This window comes from Erwinia sp. HDF1-3R (assembly GCF_039621855.1).
GTDB lineage: Bacteria > Pseudomonadota > Gammaproteobacteria > Enterobacterales > Enterobacteriaceae > Erwinia.
The window spans coordinates 4,548,833-4,565,055 of sequence record NZ_CP155071.1; the positions used below are offsets into that span (position 1 = coordinate 4,548,833).

General features: G+C 55.3%; 18 protein-coding genes. 6 read left to right on the forward strand and 12 right to left on the reverse strand.

Annotated features, from left to right (window positions below):
* The first annotated feature begins 4 nt into the window (after positions 1–4).
* Entirely contained in the window at positions 5–973 is a 969-nt protein-coding gene (locus tag AAGR22_RS20720) for a PDR/VanB family oxidoreductase (RefSeq protein WP_345831634.1), read from the forward strand.
* Between the two features lie 12 nt (positions 974–985).
* Here AAGR22_RS20720 and AAGR22_RS20725 read toward each other — a convergent pair whose 3' ends face one another.
* Positions 986–1,300, reverse strand: a complete 315-nt coding sequence (locus AAGR22_RS20725) for a helix-turn-helix transcriptional regulator (protein WP_067700088.1) — start codon at positions 1,298–1,300, stop codon at positions 986–988.
* Between the two features lie 14 nt (positions 1,301–1,314).
* On the reverse strand, positions 1,315–2,439 hold the full coding sequence (locus AAGR22_RS20730; protein WP_345829377.1) for an alkene reductase: 1,125 nt from the start codon (positions 2,437–2,439) through the stop codon (positions 1,315–1,317).
* 267 nt (positions 2,440–2,706) lie between these two features.
* Between AAGR22_RS20730 and traT the strand changes: the two genes are divergently transcribed.
* Complete coding sequence (traT, locus tag AAGR22_RS20735; RefSeq protein ID WP_067700094.1) at positions 2,707–3,438, forward strand: complement resistance protein TraT; 732 nt, start codon at positions 2,707–2,709, stop codon at positions 3,436–3,438.
* 39 nt (positions 3,439–3,477) lie between these two features.
* Here traT and AAGR22_RS20740 read toward each other — a convergent pair whose 3' ends face one another.
* On the reverse strand, positions 3,478–4,662 hold the full coding sequence (locus tag AAGR22_RS20740) for an NAD(P)/FAD-dependent oxidoreductase (RefSeq protein ID WP_067700097.1): 1,185 nt from the start codon (positions 4,660–4,662) through the stop codon (positions 3,478–3,480).
* A gap of 238 nt (positions 4,663–4,900) precedes the next feature.
* Here AAGR22_RS20740 and pitA point away from each other — a divergent pair, with 238 nt between their 5' ends.
* The gene (gene pitA / locus AAGR22_RS20745; RefSeq protein ID WP_156484912.1) at positions 4,901–6,403 is read left to right on the forward strand and encodes an inorganic phosphate transporter PitA; all 1,503 of its coding nucleotides are present in this window, start codon (positions 4,901–4,903) and stop codon (positions 6,401–6,403) included.
* Between the two features lie 53 nt (positions 6,404–6,456).
* Here pitA and uspB read toward each other — a convergent pair whose 3' ends face one another.
* Complete coding sequence (uspB, locus tag AAGR22_RS20750) at positions 6,457–6,792, reverse strand: universal stress protein UspB (RefSeq protein ID WP_067700103.1); 336 nt, start codon at positions 6,790–6,792, stop codon at positions 6,457–6,459.
* 443 nt (positions 6,793–7,235) lie between these two features.
* Between uspB and uspA the strand changes: the two genes are divergently transcribed.
* Positions 7,236–7,673: a universal stress protein UspA gene (gene uspA / locus AAGR22_RS20755; RefSeq protein ID WP_067700106.1), complete on the forward strand. Its 438-nt coding sequence runs from the start codon at positions 7,236–7,238 to the stop codon at positions 7,671–7,673.
* A gap of 88 nt (positions 7,674–7,761) precedes the next feature.
* Here the strand turns inward: uspA and rsmJ are convergent, their stop codons facing one another.
* Both rsmJ and prlC read right to left on the reverse strand, forming a co-directional pair.
* Positions 7,762–8,520 carry a 16S rRNA (guanine(1516)-N(2))-methyltransferase RsmJ gene (gene rsmJ / locus AAGR22_RS20760; protein WP_345829380.1) on the reverse strand — a complete coding sequence of 253 codons (759 nt, stop codon included), beginning with the start codon at positions 8,518–8,520 and terminating at the stop codon, positions 7,762–7,764.
* Entirely contained in the window at positions 8,521–10,563 is a 2,043-nt protein-coding gene (gene prlC / locus AAGR22_RS20765) for an oligopeptidase A (protein ID WP_345829382.1), read from the reverse strand.
* Positions 10,564–10,780: 217 nt separating this feature from the next.
* On the opposite strand from prlC, the gene AAGR22_RS20770 reads away from it, so the two are divergent.
* A complete protein-coding gene (locus tag AAGR22_RS20770; protein ID WP_345829384.1) occupies positions 10,781–11,605 on the forward strand; it encodes a CPBP family intramembrane glutamic endopeptidase in 825 nt (274 codons plus the stop codon).
* A 41-nt stretch (positions 11,606–11,646) separates the two neighbouring features.
* Here AAGR22_RS20770 and AAGR22_RS20775 read toward each other — a convergent pair whose 3' ends face one another.
* The 5 genes from AAGR22_RS20775 to AAGR22_RS20795 form a co-directional block, all read right to left on the reverse strand.
* The gene (locus AAGR22_RS20775) at positions 11,647–12,090 is read right to left on the reverse strand and encodes a hypothetical protein (protein WP_345829386.1); all 444 of its coding nucleotides are present in this window, start codon (positions 12,088–12,090) and stop codon (positions 11,647–11,649) included.
* On the reverse strand, positions 12,087–12,449 hold the full coding sequence (locus AAGR22_RS20780) for a tlde1 domain-containing protein (protein WP_345829388.1): 363 nt from the start codon (positions 12,447–12,449) through the stop codon (positions 12,087–12,089). Before AAGR22_RS20780 ends, AAGR22_RS20775 begins: the two co-directional genes overlap by 4 nt.
* A 91-nt stretch (positions 12,450–12,540) precedes the next feature.
* Positions 12,541–12,978, reverse strand: a complete 438-nt coding sequence (locus AAGR22_RS20785; protein WP_345829390.1) for a hypothetical protein — start codon at positions 12,976–12,978, stop codon at positions 12,541–12,543.
* A complete protein-coding gene (locus AAGR22_RS20790) occupies positions 12,975–13,337 on the reverse strand; it encodes a tlde1 domain-containing protein (RefSeq protein WP_345829391.1) in 363 nt (120 codons plus the stop codon). The genes AAGR22_RS20785 and AAGR22_RS20790 overlap by 4 nt, the downstream gene beginning before the upstream one ends.
* A 42-nt stretch (positions 13,338–13,379) precedes the next feature.
* A complete protein-coding gene (locus tag AAGR22_RS20795) occupies positions 13,380–13,859 on the reverse strand; it encodes an Hcp family type VI secretion system effector (RefSeq protein WP_345829393.1) in 480 nt (159 codons plus the stop codon).
* Positions 13,860–14,285: 426 nt separating this feature from the next.
* On the opposite strand from AAGR22_RS20795, the gene AAGR22_RS20800 reads away from it, so the two are divergent.
* A complete protein-coding gene (locus tag AAGR22_RS20800) occupies positions 14,286–15,128 on the forward strand; it encodes a 23S rRNA (adenine(2030)-N(6))-methyltransferase RlmJ (protein ID WP_067700132.1) in 843 nt (280 codons plus the stop codon).
* 28 nt (positions 15,129–15,156) lie between these two features.
* On the opposite strand, the gene rnz is transcribed toward AAGR22_RS20800, so the two are convergent.
* The gene (rnz, locus tag AAGR22_RS20805) at positions 15,157–16,077 is read right to left on the reverse strand and encodes a ribonuclease Z (protein WP_345829395.1); all 921 of its coding nucleotides are present in this window, start codon (positions 16,075–16,077) and stop codon (positions 15,157–15,159) included.
* Between the last annotated feature and the right edge of the window lie 146 nt (positions 16,078–16,223).

Sequence of the window (16,223 nt, forward strand, 5' to 3'; positions counted from 1 at the left end):
AGCAATAATGAACAGGCTACGGGTTGTCGTCGATGCACTCATCCGTCAGGGACGCAATAACCTGGCGGTCCACCTCGTCGCAGAAGACGGTCAGCCGCTGCCGGAGTGGCAGCCAGGCGCACATATCGATCTGCACCTGGATAACGGCCTTACCCGTCAGTATTCGCTGACCGGCCCAGGGCGCGGCGAGCGAGGCTATGTGATCTGCGTGGCCCGCGAAAGCCACTCCCGTGGGGGATCCCGCTATATTCACGACAGTTTGCGGCCCGGACAGGTGGTCACCGTCTCCCCGCCGAGAAACGTCTTCCCCCTGGCGGCGGGCGGTGAGGCTATCCTTGTCGCGGCGGGAATAGGTATCACGCCGCTTTTCGCCATGGTCGAAGCGCTTGAGGCTTCTGCCACGCCATTTGTGCTGCATTACTACGTGCGTGAGAAGCACAACGCGGCCTTCGTGCGCGAGCTAAGCCGCACGTTCCGCCATGGCCGCTGCCATATCTGGTACAGCAGCGAGGGTCATAGCCCACGCGGGCATCTGCCGCCGGAGCTGTTATCGGCTGACGGGGATCGGCATCTCTACCTCTGCGGGCCGGAAGGGTTTATGGATCATATGCGCCGTGTTGCGGCTGAACAGGGCTGGCCTGAGTCGCGTATGCATTCGGAGGCCTTTCTTCCTCCCTCTCTGCCCGCCGCGGAACGCCCTGACGATGCCTTTACCGTCACGCTCGCCAGCACCGGCCAGTGCTGGCCGGTTTCCGCCGACAAGAGCATCGCCTGCGTGCTACAGGAAAATGGCGTTAACGTGCCGCTCTCCTGCGAAATGGGGATGTGCGGCGCCTGTCTGACCGGCGTCATTGCCGGCGCTGTCGATCACCGTGATACGGTGCAGTCGACAGAGGAAAAGGCCGCGCCGGTTCAGCAAATTGCCCTCTGCTGCTCGCGCAGCCATTCGCCGAACCTTATTCTGGACCTGTAGAATCATGGGGTATCACAGGCCGTTGAGGAAATCTTTTATTGACTCGCGGAGTTCAAGAATGCGCGGTTCGCAGCGGCGAAAGTAGGTCCATTTGCCTACTTTTATCGCCTCCAGCAGCCCGGCCTCCTGCAATACCTTGAGGCAAAGCGAGGTGGCGGGCTGAGAAAGCCCCGCCTTGTCCTGGATAAGACTGGCACACACACCGTACCGATCGTAGTCGTAAAGCTGGCTGTAACCGGCAAAGGCTTCCGCCGGGTTTTGCAGCCATTTCAGTACTGCCATACGCGTTGGGTTAGCCAACAGTTTCATGGCATTTTCAGGTGACATGCAGCCTCACATCGTCAGGAAGGATAAACCGGGTAGTCAGTATATCCTTTACGCGTACCGCCATACAGGGATGCGGCATCAACCGGGTTCAACGGGTGGGCCTGTTTAAACCGCGCCGGGAGATCCGGGTTGGCGATAAAGGTTCGACCGAAACCAAACAGATCGCCCCAGCCGTTCTCCAGCACGCGTTCCGCCTTCTGCTGGGTGTAGCGTCCTGAATACATAATCGGCCCCTGAAAAGCGTCGCGTAGCGCAACGCGGAAGCTCTCCGGCAGCTCCGGGCTGTTGTCCCAGTCGGCTTCGGCAATCGAGAGATAGCCCGTTTCAAGCTGGCTGAGCATCCGGGCGGCGCTGATATAGGTGCTGTGCGGATCGCTCTCCACCAGGCCCAGATACACCCGCTCTTCATCGGTACTGGTAAACAGCGGCGCAAAGCGTACGCCGACGCGCTGGCTGCCGAACACGTCGCTGACCGCAATAATTACCTCTTTTAGAAAGCGCAGGCGGTTTTCCAGTGAGCCGCCGTATTCATCCGTACGGAAATTACTGTGTTCGGAGATGAACTGATTAATCAGGTAACCATTTGCCGAGTGCAGCTCCACGCCGTCAAAGCCCGCTTCCTTCGCGTTTTCAGCGGCCTTGCGGTAGAGCTGGACGATCTCTTTTACCTCGGCGGTGGACAGCTCGCGCGGCGTGGAGGGCGCGGTCAGCATCCCTTCGCCCGGCCCGGTTTCGATAAAGACGCGCACGCCGGTCGCAGCAACGGCAGAGGGTGCTACCGGGGGCTGCTGATCGGGCTGTAGCTGATTATGGGAGACCCGGCCTACGTGCCAGAGCTGGCAAAAAATCACGCCGCCTTCCTGATGCACCGCCTCTGTCACCTTTTTCCAGCCGTTAATTTGCGCTGCGCTGTGAATACCAGGGGTCCAGGCATAGCCCTGCCCGCGCGGCTCGATCTGCGTCCCTTCGGTGATCATAAACCCGGCGCTGGCCCGCTGGCGATAGTAGTCCACCATCATCGCTCCGGGGATATTGCCCGGCTGCTCGCTGCGACAGCGGGTTAACGGTGGCAGTGCTATGCGGTTGCGTAAGGTGAATCCACCAAGCTGTAGGGGGCTGAAGAGTGTGGTCTGGGTCATAACGTTAAGCGTTCCATTGGGGAAGAATGCGGCCATTATATTTATAAATTTAAATATGTAAATGCATTAAATGTCCTGGATGCCCTAAATGCCCTGGACAGCTAAAAGATCGGAATCCGTTAAAAAGCGTTAAGTATCCCGTCCTTCGGCCGATAACCCTTCCGTCATACAGCCGGAGGGGGAAATTATCTCCTCCCTGCCTGATAACTCACTGACTCTGTAGTATTTCGGGGCGTGCATGCCCCGTTTTTTACAAGGATTTTTTAGATGAAAAACCAAAAAAAACTGGTGGTGGCTCTGGTCGCTTCCTGTCTCGTGCTCTCCGGCTGTAGCGCCATGGGTACCGCCATCAAAAAGCGTAACCTTGAGGTAAAGACGCAGATGAGCCAAACCGTCTGGCTTGAACCCTCTTCGGATAAAACCGTTTACATTCAGGTGCGTAACACCTCTGACAAGGATATGAGCGACCTGCAAACGCTGCTGGCGCAGGATCTGCGTAACAAAGGCTACACCGTGACTTCCTCACCCGATGCGGCTTACTACTGGATTCAGGCAAACGTCCTGAAGGCCGATAAAATGGACCTGCGTGAAGCACAGGGCCTGCTGGGTAAAGGCTATGAGGGCGCGGCGACCGGCGCGGCACTCGGCGCGGGAATTACCGCTTATAACAGTAACTCCAGCGGCGCGGCGCTGGGTGTGGGTCTGGCGGTGGGTCTGGTTGGCCTTGCTGCGGACGCGCTGGTTGAAGACGTCAACTACACCATGGTCACCGATTTGCAGATTAGCGAACGCAGCAAGGCCGCGGTCACGACGGATAACCTCGGGGTGCTGCGTCAGGGCAATGCGGGCGTGAAGATCCAGACCAGCAGCGAAGAAGGTAACCGGATGAAGTATCAGACCCGCGTGGTCTCTAATGCCAACAAGGTTAACCTGAAGTTTGAGGAAGCAAAGCCGGTGCTGGAAGCGCAGCTGGCTAAATCTGTTGCCGGAATTATGTAACGGATCCGGGCGGGGGAAGCCTCGCCCATGACGGTTTCATCATAACGCCTGCGCGCACGCCCAGGCCGACGCCCACGCCCACTGGAAGTTATAGCCTCCCAGCCAGCCCGTCACGTCCACCACTTCACCAATAAAGTACAGGCCCGACACCGTCTTTGCCTCCATCGTCTTTGACGAAAGCTGGCGGGTATCGACGCCGCCCAGAGTGACCTCGGCGGTGCGGTAGCCTTCAGTGCCGTTAGGCTGGATACGCCATTGATGCAGAGAAGCTACCAAATCGGCCTGCTGACGGCTGTTAAGCTGTTTCAGCGTGCATTCCGGTACGCTACCCAGCAGTTGCAGGCATTCGACCAGGCGACGCGGCAGCACTTTTGCCAGGCTGTTTTTCAGGCTCAGGTTAGGGTGCGCCTCACGTTCCTGGCTGATAAAATCATCAAGTGAGCGCTCGGGCGAGAGGTCGATCGTCACAAACTCCCCCGGCTGCCAGTAGCTGGAAAGCTGGAGCACGGCGGGGCCGGACAGGCCGCGATGGGTGAACAGCAGCGCTTCTTTGAACAGGGTGCCGTCTTCGGCGGTTATTGCGGACGGCACCGCCACGCCGGAGAGCGTTTGCAACTGCTCGAGCAGGGGTTTGTGCAGCGTGAAGGGCACCAGTCCGGCCCGGGTAGGGAAGACGCTCAGACCAAACTGCTCGGCGACTTTATAGCCAAACGGTGACGCCCCCAGCCCCGGCATCGACAGGCCGCCGGAGGCAATCACCAGTTTTTCCGCCCGCACCGGGCTGCCGTTTACCTGCAGGGTATACCCCTCTTCATCACGCGTGACGCTCTCCACGTCGCTGCGCAGCCGCAGGGTGACGCTACCCGCGTCGCACTCTTTCAGCAGCAGATCGACAATCTGCTGTGCAGAATCGTCGCAAAATAGCTGGCCCAGGGTTTTCTCATGCCAGGCAATGCCGTAGCGGTTGACCAGGTCAATGAAGTCCCACTGGGTATAACGCGCGAGCGCCGATTTAGAGAAATGAGGGTTATGAGAGAGATAGGCCGACGCATCGGTATAGAGATTGGTGAAATTGCAGCGACCGCCGCCGGACATCAGGATTTTACGGCCCGCCTTTTTGCCGTTATCCAGCAGCAGCACCCGCCTGCCGCGCTGTCCGGCCTGCGCGGCACAGAACAATCCGGCTGCACCCGCGCCGATGATAATAACGTCAAATTTTTCCACAATTTCGCCCTGCCCCTACAAAAACGCTGATTGTAGAGAGTTGCCCGAACCGATACCAGCGTAACAGGACACCGTACGGAAACATTTTGTAACTGAGTGAAATTTCAGCACATTTGCCCCCTTATTCCGCCTTTCTGACGCGATGACCTCAAAAAAAGTCTATATTTCTCTTTCCCCTGGCGCGGTTTCTCGCTGATAATGCGCCGCGTTCATGTCCTCCAAAAATGGCGTAACGCTTATGCTACATCTGTTTGCTGGTCTTGATTACCAAACCGGCCTGTTACTGGTGCTTGCCCTGCTCTTTGTTCTGTTTTACGAGGCTATTAACGGCTTCCACGACACGGCAAACGCGGTGGCAACTGTGATTTACACCCGCGCTATGCGATCGCAACTGGCGGTGGCAATGGCCGGGATATTTAACTTCTTTGGCGTACTGCTGGGCGGGCTAAGCGTTGCTTATGCTATCGTTCATTTACTCCCAACCGACCTGCTGTTGAACGTTGGATCGGCGCACGGGCTGGCGATGGTGTTTTCCATGCTGCTGGCGGCGATTATCTGGAATCTGGGCACCTGGTATTTCGGGCTTCCGGCCTCCAGCTCCCACACCCTGATCGGGGCCATTATCGGTATTGGTCTGACCAACGCCATGATGACCGGCACGTCGGTTGTCGACGCGCTGAATATCCCGAAAATGATCAACATCTTCCTGTCCCTGGTTATCTCCCCCATCGTTGGCCTCGTGCTGGCGGGCGGCCTGGTGTTTATCCTGCGTCGCTACTGGAGCGGAAGCAAAAAGCGTCGTCGTATTCATATGACGCCCGCGGAACGTGAAAAGCTCGACGGCAAGAAAAAGCCGCCGTTCTGGACCCGTATCGCACTGATTGTGTCAGCCATCGGCGTGAGCTACTCGCACGGCGCTAATGACGGTCAGAAAGGCATTGGCCTGATTATGCTGGTGTTGATCGGCGTGGCACCCGCAGGCTTTGTGGTCAACATGAATGCCTCCGGCTACGACATCACCCGCACCCGCGACGCGGTAAACCATCTGGAACAGTATTATCAGCAGCATGCTGATTCACTGAGCCATATTGTGCAACTGACGCCGCCTGCCGTACCGACGCCGGAAGAAAACGCGGGAGGGCCAAAGGAGTTCCACTGCGATGCCGCCCGTGCAATGCCAGCGATTAAACACGCGCAGGGCCTGCTCAACAATCTGCAAAGCTACGATACGCTGAACGTCGACCAGCGCGCGCAGCTGCGTCGCCTGCTGATGTGTATCTCTGATACCGCCGATAAAGCCGCAGGCCTGTCAGAAACGCAGCCGGACGATCGGCGCTTCCTGAATAAGCTGAAGGGTGACCTGCTCAATACCGTTGAGTATGCGCCGGTGTGGATTATCTTCGCCGTCGCGCTGGCTCTGTCGCTGGGTACCATGGTGGGCTGGCGACGCGTTGCGACCACCATCGGTGAGAAGATCGGTAAGAAAGGCATGACCTACGCGCAGGGGATGTCCGCGCAGATGACGGCAGCCGTCTCTATCGGCGTGGCGAGCTATACCGGCATGCCGGTATCAACCACCCACGTGCTCTCCTCCTCCGTTGCCGGTACCATGCTGGTTGACGGCGGCGGCGTACAGGGGCGTACGATTAAAAATATCCTGCTGGCGTGGGTCTTTACCCTGCCCGTCTCGATATTGTTGTCAGGTGGCCTGTACTGGATAGCGCTTAAGCTCCTGCCGTAACGAACGCACAGCGAGACAAAAAGGGTGGAAGCCAGGCTTCCACCCTTTTTTTATTAGTGCCAAATCAGCAGCCCGACAAGGCTAATCACCACCATCCCACAGAGTGAAGAGGTCAGAATAAAGTGGCTGCGTACGCGCTCGCAGCGCCGGATAAACTCATCGTCATGATGGTCACGATAGCGCTGCGACCAGATGTAGCGTACCAGACGAACCTGCTTACTGGGTTGCCCGTGCGAGGTAAAAAACCCCGCGCCATCCACATACTGATAGAGTAAGGGATCGCATCCGCGAAGGACCACCAGCAGCGCGCGTAACGAAGAGAAGTAGCGTGCCATATTCACCACACAAACTACACACAGAGCCCAAAAAAGCGCGATGGTGCTGATCATGATCCCCTCCCGACAATTCATCAACGTGAATGTGACGCAGGATAAAGCCGGCCCGGCTCCCACGATGAATCGCCAAATACAGAATTGAAAACCACGGAATTTTTTTGTCACAGCAACCTGCCCGCCATTAGCGCATGGCGTACTGTCATTAACAGTGTAGGAGATCTGATTAAAATAGTTCCAGCGTTGTTTACGGCTTCGGTTGAAAAAGGGGCGTTTTCACTTTGATCCCGCTCGCAAAGGACGCGCCGTAACACAGATTCTGTTAACAATTCAGTCTATACTGCATAGCGAAAATAAAATCAGGAGGCAGGATCAAAGCCTGAAGGCCTCTGTGAAATCCCGCATCGTATTAAACCTGAGCAATGGATTTCACCGTATGATGCATCAAAGACGAATTTGCTGGCGATTACGCAGCCGCAACGAAAGGAAGGAGTATCGTTATGTCTTATAAACACATTCTGATCGCAGTAGACCTTTCACCGGAAAGTAAACTGCTGGTAGCAAAAGCGGTTTCAATGGCCCGCCCTTACAACGCCAAAGTTTCCCTGATCCACGTCGACGTTAATTATTCCGATCTCTATACCGGGCTGATCGACGTTAACCTCGGCGATATGCAAAAACGCATCTCGGAAGAGACACATTCCGCACTCACCGAACTCTCCACCAGCGCCGGCTACCCGGTTTCTGAAACGCTGAGCGGCAGTGGTGATTTGGGCCAGGTGCTGGTCGATGCTATCCGGCAGTATGATGTTGACCTGGTTGTTTGTGGTCACCATCAGGACTTCTGGAGCAAGCTGATGTCGTCAGCACGTCAGCTGATTAACACCATTCACATCGATATGCTGATTGTTCCACTGCATGATGACAACGAAGAGTAAGCCACAGCCCGGCCAGAATGACCGGACGTGAAGGTTTGTGCTTAGCCGCAACTCTGCCGCACGGGAAAGAAGCCGTGCGACAGGGTTGTTATATCTCGCTGGCTAACGGAGGATAGATATCAAAGCGGTGGCTTTTCGTCACTACTGCCGACTGCGTGACCACGCCAGCAAGCGGAGGCGCATAGTCGGGCCGCTTAACCACCACCCGCTTTTTTGCCAGCCTGCGCGCCGGTTCCAACAGCCCATCCGCATCATCATCCGCCCCGACCAGCGACTGAAACACCCGCATCTCTTTCTTCACCAGCGCGCTTTTCTGTCGGTGGGGGTACATGGGATCCAGATAAACCACATCCGGCCTGATGCTGATATCCGCCAGCGCCTGTAAACCAGATGCATGCAGCAGCGTCAGCCGCTCACGCAGCCAGGGGCCGATTTCAGGGCTGAGATAGCCTCGCTGCAGGCCATCATCCAGCAGGGCAGCCACCACCGGATGCCGCTCAAGCATCTGTACCCGGCAGCCCAGCGAGGCCAGTACAAACGCATCCCTTCCCAGCCCGGCCGTGGCGTCGATAACCACCGGCAGATAACTGCCCTTAACGCCAACCGCTTTAGCGACGGCTTCACCACGACCGCCACCGAAACGACGCCGGTGAGCCATCGCGCCCTCAACGAAATCCACAAAGATCCCGCCCAGCTTTGGCTCATCACGCTTGCGCAGCTCCAGGTGGCTGGCGGTCATCACCAGCGCCATCGGCGCCCGCTCATCGTGCTGCAGCTGCCAGCGTTCGGCTAAAACAGATAAGGCGCCGTCTCCGGCGCCCGCTTCATCAATTAAACAGATGTTCACTTACGCTTCCTGAATACCGTAATGTTCCAGCATGGCATCCAGCTGCGGCTCACGGCCACGGAAACGTTTAAACAGATCCATCGGCTCTTCCGACCCGCCGCGCGTCAGAATATTGTCCAGGAATGACTGACCGGTTTCACGGTTGAAGATACCCTCCTCTTTGAAGCGAGACCAGGCATCTGCCGCCAGCACGTCGGCCCACAGATAGCTGTAATAACCCGCCGCGTAGCCACCGGCAAAAATATGGCTGAACGCGTGTGGGAAACGGCCCCAGGATGGGCTCGGCACCACGGCCACCAGCGCTTTAATCTCTTTCAGCATATCCAGGATGCGCGCACCCTGAGCCGGGTCGAACTCCGCATGCAGGCGGAAATCAAACAGGCCAAATTCCAGCTGACGCAGGATAAACAGCGCCGCCTGATAGTTTTTCGCGGCCAGCATTTTTTCCAGCAGCGCCTGCGGCAGCGGTTCGCCGGTTTCATAGTGGCCGGAGATAAACGCCAGCGCTTCCGGCTCCCAGCACCAGTTTTCCATAAACTGGCTTGGCAGCTCGACCGCATCCCACGGCACACCGCTGATACCGGATACGCCAGGGGCTTCAATGCGGGTCAGCATATGATGCAGACCGTGGCCAAACTCATGGAACAGGGTGGTCACTTCATCATGGGTAAACAGCGCAGGCTTGCCGCTCACCGGACGGTTAAAGTTACAGGTGAGGTAAGCAACAGGTTTCTGTAGCGTGCCGTCGGCCAGGCGCATCTGGCCCACACAGTCGTCCATCCAGGCACCGCCGCGCTTGTTCTCACGCGCATAGAGGTCAAGGTAGAAGCTGCCGCGCAGTTCGCCACTTTCGTCGAACAGATCAAAGAAACGCACGTCGGGATGGTAAACGTCCACGTCCTTACGCTCTTTCGCCGTGATGCCATAAATGCGCTTCACTACTTCAAACAGGCCGTTTACTGCCCGCTCCTCCGGGAAGTAAGGGCGCAGCTGCTCATCGCTGATGGCGTAAAGATGCTGCTTCTGCTTTTCGCCGTACCAGGTCAGATCCCAGGGATTCAGCTCATCAACGCCATACTCTTTCTTCGCAAAGGCGCGCAGCTGCCCGAGCTCTTTTTCTGCCTGGGGACGGGCGCGCTTCGCCAGATCGGTCAGGAAATCCGTCACCTGAGCCGGATTTTCGGCCATTTTGGTCGCCAGGGATTTATCCGCATAGGAGGAGAAGCCCAGCAGCCCGGCCAGCTCATGGCGCAGCGCAAGCTCTTCGGCCATCACATCGCTATTATCCCATTTGCCCGCATTCGGCCCCTGATCGGAGGCGCGAGTGGAGTAGGCGCGGTACATCTCTTCACGCAGGGCCGCGTTATCGCAGTAGGTCATTACCGGCAGATAGCTTGGGATATCAAGCGTCAGCAGCCAGCCCTCCTGCTCTTTGGCCTCAGCCTGCGCTTTCGCGGCGGCCAGGGCGCTTTCCGGCATGCCCGCCAGCTCTGACTCATCGGTAATAAGCTTGCTCCAGCCCATTGTGGCATCCAGCACGTTATTGCTGTAGGTGGAACCCAGCTCGGAGAGGCGGGCGGCAATTTCGCCGTAGCGCTTCTGTTTGTCTTTCGACAGGCCAATACCGGACAGCTCAAAATCGCGCAGCGCATTATCAACCGCTTTCTTCTGCGCCAGATCCAGCCCGTCATAGCTCTGCTCTTTCAGATTACGATAAGCCTGATACAGACCTTCATGCTGCCCCACCCAGGTGCTGTATTCGGACAGCAGCGGCAGCGTCTGCTCATAGGCCTCACGCAGCTCGGGACTGTTTTTTACCGAATTCAGATGGCTGACCGGGGAAAAGAGACGACCCAAACGATCGTCGGCCTCTGCCAGCGGCTGAACCAGGTTATCCCAGGTCCAGGGGGCGCCCTGAGCCACGGCTTTCTCGACTTCCGCGCGACAGTCTTCCAGCGCCTTAGTGACGGCGGGAACTACATGTTCGGGTTTGATGGCGGAGAACGGAGGGAGCGTGAAAGATGTGAGTAGCGGATTGGTCATAGCGCAGTCCTTGTAATCATAGTCGTGTATGTGGCGCGGTTTAAGCGCGCGATTACGTTAACATGAGGCTAAGTGTAGCGAAATTCAATGGCGTGACGTGGCGCAGAGGGAGGAAACAGAAGGATTTGCCTGCTACCCGGCCTGGGAGCATACTTTCTTCGGCTTTGTTTGTGACATCGTTTTTGGTCTGTATTCAACGTAAACAGGGAGCGTATGTATGTGGTATTTGCTTGCCACCTCGTTATTATTTTTGCCTTTTTATCTACGCGCCTCGCTTGCGCTGCTGGGGGTGACGCTCATTGTCGCCGTGTGGGATAGCACGCTTCAGCCAACGGGCATTATCGCACTATTGCTAATGACCGTGGTCGCGATTTATCGCGCCCGACAACGGGAGCAAACGGCCCTGTCGCTGGGTGGTGAGGTAATTCTGGTGGCCAGCGCGTTCGCGCTGATGCTGCATCTGATCCCCGGCTTTGATAATCAGCTTATTGCTTCACGGGTTCAGGCCGGTCCGGAAAGCGCCCCCTTTTCCTTCTATTACAACCTGGATAAAGCGCTGATCCCGTTTGTGCTACTGGCCTCCCTGCCGACGCTATTAAAACGCCCCGCCGCCCCGCCGAAAAACAGACTGTGGTGGCTGGTGCTGCTGATGTCGATGCCTGTACTGCTGCTGGTTGCCACGCTGGCCGGTGGCCTGAAGGTTGAGCTGCACCACCCCGTCTGGCTGGGGCAGTTTATGCTGGCTAACCTGTTTTTTGTTTCACTGGCAGAAGAAGCTCTGTTTCGCGGATACCTACAGCAGCGGCTAAGCCAGCTGCTGGGTAACGGCTGGGGGCTGGTGATTGCCGCGCTGCTTTTCGGTTTGGCGCATCTCTCCGGCGGCCTGCTGCTGGTGTTTTTTGCCACCCTTGCTGGCGCCATCTACGGCCTGGCCTGGCTCTGGAGCGGGCGTATCTGGGTGTCGACGCTGGTGCATTTCGCATTCAATATGCTGCATCTGCTCTTTTTCACCTATCCGGTCCTGCACCGCCTGCCGGGTTAACGTAAAACCGGAACGGGGTCATTCCCGTTACGGCTGCTGATTCAGAATTCGCGTCTGACGATGATATAGCCGTTGAATCTGAGGCTACATTCGTAGTCATTGATTAACAGTGAGGCGATAAATACATTATGCTTATCGCGCTTATTGACATAATCATAATTAACAATCAGATTTTTTGGATTATCACCTTTATAGATGCCAATATACTCATTCATTTTTTCATCAGGTAAGCCTAATTCTTTCAGGTCCTGTTGAGCAAAAAAGCGAGCCATTTCCCCCGTAACATTATATTCCCCCAACAGAGTGAGCCTTGTCTTGTGCAGCATCAGATCGCTTTCCCTGATATTGAAGTCTTCAACCATTGCATCAGTCATGCTAACGCCAACACTTCTGCTGATATCAAGACAGGATTCAGGAGTGACTTTTGCCACAGAGTAAAAGCTGATAAAGAGCATTGAGGTGAGAAACAGTAGATTTCGGTTCATAAAATAATCAGCTCCGTGTCGCCACTGTCCGCAATAAATGCTCTGAATGCAGGCTCTAACACTATACATCCATTGGATGCAGTACCTTTTCCATTATCACCGTGGATAAGAAAACCGTCCCGGTCACACATACTGTTCCCCGCGAGGGGCGTCAGCCGGAGAACATAGCGCCCCGCTTTCGGATGTAGAGCTATGGGCCGTCCTATGCGGTATTTCCCCCGCGGCAGAGGCCCTTTATCTTTTAAACACTCATAATCGGGATTATCTTTGTATCCCTCAGCGCCTGCGTATCGTGCACTGAACTGATATTTCCCGTTCCACGTAAAGGATCTTTTCCTTACATCATAAACCCAGCTCATAAAAATCCCTTTTAACAGAATAAATCTGTAACTTCCTATAATCACACTCCGCCTTCTTTACCACCAATGATACGGACTAACAGTACGGGCGTTAAAATTCACGCTTGACGATGATATAGCCGTTAAATCGAATTGAACATTCATAATCGTTTATGACGTATGACGTGAGGAAAACATTATTCTTACCCCGTTTATTGTAATAAGTGAATTTAACAATAATATTTCTTGGGTGATACTCCGTATAGATTGATCTGATTTCGTTTAAGCTCGTGAAGTGGATTGCTTCTTCAGCCCGATCTCTTTTTGCATAAAAATCGGCTAAAGGATAATTTACAGGGACGTCCTCCACGATTTCCATCTTCGTTTCACCCACGATAAATTGCTTTTCCGACAAACTGAAATCTTCAATCATTGCGTCGGTCATGCCAGAACCCATACTTCCGTGGATACCCATACAGGCATCTGCCTGAAGAACTGCATGAGCTGAGGAGCAACAGACACATACCGCAATCAGGAAACCTGACCTCATAAAACCACCAATTCGTTATCGCCACTATTGACAATATCTCGCCTGAACTTATTGGCTAAAACGATACATCCCTCTGACGCTGTTCCACGTCCATTGTCACCATGAATAAGAAAGCCTGTTCTTCCACACATATTGTTACTGGGGTAAGGTGTGAGCCTTAAGACATAGCGCCCCGCTTTCGGATGTAGAGCTATGGGCCGTCCTATACGGTATTTCCCGCGCGGCAAAGGCCCTTTGTCTTTCAAACACTCAAAATCGGGATTATCTTTGTATCCCTCAGCGCCTGCGTATCGTGCACTAAATTGATATTTCCCGTTCCACGTAAAGGATCTTTTCCTTACATCATAGACCCAGCTCATAAATATTCCTTTTTATGCCATGGGCGCGATAACGCCCATAAACTATGCCCGTTCTTTCCAGGAGTCAGAATGCTGGATATTTCCGTCGCAATATTTCCAGGTTATTTTCTCGTAATGTAGCGTAACGGATTCTAGATGATTCATATTCTCGATAGATTTAATGTTGTGCATCAGAGGATTAACCGATACCACTTTTACATTTTCAAGCAGCATATTGAAATACTCCTCCTCCTGCCCGGCAAAGTTAATGCGATACCATTTTATTTCCGCGCTTTTCAGCGTCTGACCCGAAGTGACGGCCTTATATAGGTAGGGGCTGGATGAATCAAACTCCTTTTCAAATTCCAGCGCGCTGTGGATCCGCGTTCCGGTCAGTTTTCCCGTATGGGCATCGGTGGGAATACGTACGCCGTGCATAAAGCTGAGCACTTCGATACTCCCCTCCCGGTGCTGAACGTCTACGGAGCCTCCGATCGCTGCGCCGCCATCATCCTTAAGCCACAGATAAGCGGGAATGGCCATGTGCAAACTCCTTTTTGGCTTTGAGATCGAAAAACCACTTTAGAGCATCAAGGCTTATCCCGTTTGATTAAAATCAACAATGCCCCGACCTGTCCAAAAACGGTAACCTTATGATTTATAAGAAGCGATCCAGCTCACACCCCGAGGGAATGCGCCCGCCTTACAGCCCTGCTGCGTTGTCCGGGGCTTACACCGGCGTGGCCGTCGGAAAAAGTCATGAGCACGTGTACTGATGCGCCGACTTTGTTTTGCGGCTTTTCGCGCATTCGCTTTTAACCCTGATATAATCGCCCGCCTTACCAGGTTCTCATGCTTTTCCTGCATCCGTTGCCGTGCGTCGTTCTGTGGGTAATTCGTGAGGTAATAATTGTTATAGATTGATTTACCATCAATTAAAACCTTATAAATTCAACAGGATAAATAAAGATGCTCAGTTACCGACACAGTTTCCACGCAGGCAACCACGCCGACGTGCTTAAGCATACCGTTTTGAGCCTGATTATTGAGGCGCTGAACGAGAAGGATAAACCTTACCTCTATCTGGACACCCATGCGGGCGCAGGCCGCTATCTGCTGAGCGGCGAACATGCCGAACGTACGGGCGAATATATGGAAGGCATCGCACGCATCTGGCAGCGGGATGATTTACCGGAAGAGATGGCGAGCTATATGTCCTGCATTAAGGCGCTCAACCCTAACGATAAGCTGCGCTTCTACCCAGGCTCGCCGCTTATTGCGCGTCACCTGCTTCGCCCTTATGACAAGCTCAGCCTGACCGAACTGCACTCCAGCGACTACCCGATGCTGCGCAGCGAGTTTGCGAAAGATGACCGTGCGCGCACCGAACGCAGCGATGGTTATCAGCAGCTGAAGTCTAAGCTGCCGCCCCTGTCGCGCCGGGGCCTGGTGTTGATTGACCCGCCTTACGAAATCAAGTCTGACTATCAGGCGGTGGTGAAAGGCATTCAGGAAGGCTACAAGCGTTTTGGTACCGGCGTTTACGCGCTGTGGTATCCGGTCGTGCTGCGCCAGCAGATCAAACGCATGTTTGCCGAGCTGGAAGCCTCCGGTATTCGCCGTATCCTGCAGATCGAGCTGGCCGTGCGCCCTGACAGTGACCGTTTTGGCATGACCGGCTCCGGCATGGTGGTGATTAACCCGCCGTGGAAGCTGGAACAGCAGATGAACAACGTGCTGCCCTGGCTGCACCAGCATCTGGTGCCTGCCGGTACCGGCCATACCAAAATCAGCTGGATTGTGCCGGAATAACGCCCTGACGGGGCATCAGTGCCCCGCTCTACGTCTCTATCCTGAACAGGGAGAAATCATGCGCCATCTCGGTATTGGGGAAGATGGCGCGGCACTCCTCCAGCAGGCGGCTGGCATCCTCGCGCAGGTAGCGAGAGCTTAAGTGCGTGACAATCAGCTTTTTCGCCCCGGCATCTCTGGCTACCGTTGCAGCCTGCACGGTGGATGAGTGCCCCCGGCCATTGGCCTTCTCTTCCAGCGCCGCTTCAAGCGTGGCCTCATGCACCATCACGTCCGCCCCGGCGGCCAGTGCCTGCGCGGCGGGGGTTGGGCTGGTATCGCCAAAAATCGCCAGCGTCAGTCCCGGCAGCGAGGGCCCCAGGTAATCCCTGCCGTTAACCACCCGCCCCTCCTCCAGCGTCACCGTTTTGCCCTGCTTAAGCTGCTGGAAAAGGCTGCCGGGCTTAATGCCGTCGGCCAGCAGACGCGCCGCGTCCAGCGCGCCGGGCTTATCATGCTCCTCAATTCGGTAGCCGTAGCACTCAACCGGATGGGTCAGCGGATACGCCACCACGCGAAACTGCTCATCGTTCAGCACCTCGCCTGCCTCAATTTCGACGATCTCCAGCGGAAAGGTCAGCCATGAACCACTCAGGCTCAGGCTGGTTTCTACAAACTGCCGAAGCCCTTTAGGGCCATACAGGGTCATCGCCCCGCTGATTCCGCTCATCGAGCGGCTGGTGAGCAATCCTGGCAGGCCGAAAACGTGGTCGCCGTGCAGATGAGTGATAAAGATCTTCTCGATTTTTCCAGGCTTCACGGGCGAACGCAGGATCTGATGCTGGGTGCCTTCGCCGCAGTCAAATAGCCAGCAGCCGCTGCGCACGCCCTGAAGCAGCAGGGCGATACTGGTCACGTTTCTCTGGCGGCTGGGCGTGCCCCCGCCGGTGCCTAAAAATAGCAGTTCCATCAAATCTCTCTGTGCTGAGTAAAGGTAAAAACAGTGAGCGCCATCGCATTTAAACGGTGATTATGGCCGATTTTCGTGCCAATGCCCTATCACAATCATAGACGTAAACTTTGCGGCAATTACGTTTGTAGCGTTACAATCTGGCG

What these genes read in the sequence shown, in the direction of transcription:
- AAGR22_RS20730 (WP_345829377.1), bottom strand. Translation starts at nt 2,439, where the DNA reads ATGACCCAGACCACACTCTTCAGCCCCCTACAGCTTGGTGGATTCACC.
- rnz (WP_345829395.1), bottom strand. Translation starts at nt 16,077, where the DNA reads ATGGAACTGCTATTTTTAGGCACCGGCGGGGGCACGCCCAGCCGCCAG.
- prlC (WP_345829382.1), bottom strand. Translation starts at nt 10,563, where the DNA reads ATGACCAATCCGCTACTCACATCTTTCACGCTCCCTCCGTTCTCCGCC.
- traT (WP_067700094.1), top strand. Translation starts at nt 2,707, where the DNA reads ATGAAAAACCAAAAAAAACTGGTGGTGGCTCTGGTCGCTTCCTGTCTC.
- AAGR22_RS20795 (WP_345829393.1), bottom strand. Translation starts at nt 13,859, where the DNA reads ATGGCCATTCCCGCTTATCTGTGGCTTAAGGATGATGGCGGCGCAGCG.
- AAGR22_RS20780 (WP_345829388.1), bottom strand. Translation starts at nt 12,449, where the DNA reads ATGAGCTGGGTTTATGATGTAAGGAAAAGATCCTTTACGTGGAACGGG.
- AAGR22_RS20770 (WP_345829384.1), top strand. Translation starts at nt 10,781, where the DNA reads ATGTGGTATTTGCTTGCCACCTCGTTATTATTTTTGCCTTTTTATCTA.
- AAGR22_RS20725 (WP_067700088.1), bottom strand. Translation starts at nt 1,300, where the DNA reads ATGTCACCTGAAAATGCCATGAAACTGTTGGCTAACCCAACGCGTATG.
- AAGR22_RS20775 (WP_345829386.1), bottom strand. Translation starts at nt 12,090, where the DNA reads ATGAACCGAAATCTACTGTTTCTCACCTCAATGCTCTTTATCAGCTTT.
- AAGR22_RS20785 (WP_345829390.1), bottom strand. Translation starts at nt 12,978, where the DNA reads ATGAGGTCAGGTTTCCTGATTGCGGTATGTGTCTGTTGCTCCTCAGCT.
- pitA (WP_156484912.1), top strand. Translation starts at nt 4,901, where the DNA reads ATGCTACATCTGTTTGCTGGTCTTGATTACCAAACCGGCCTGTTACTG.
- uspB (WP_067700103.1), bottom strand. Translation starts at nt 6,792, where the DNA reads ATGATCAGCACCATCGCGCTTTTTTGGGCTCTGTGTGTAGTTTGTGTG.
- AAGR22_RS20800 (WP_067700132.1), top strand. Translation starts at nt 14,286, where the DNA reads ATGCTCAGTTACCGACACAGTTTCCACGCAGGCAACCACGCCGACGTG.
- AAGR22_RS20790 (WP_345829391.1), bottom strand. Translation starts at nt 13,337, where the DNA reads ATGAGCTGGGTCTATGATGTAAGGAAAAGATCCTTTACGTGGAACGGG.
- uspA (WP_067700106.1), top strand. Translation starts at nt 7,236, where the DNA reads ATGTCTTATAAACACATTCTGATCGCAGTAGACCTTTCACCGGAAAGT.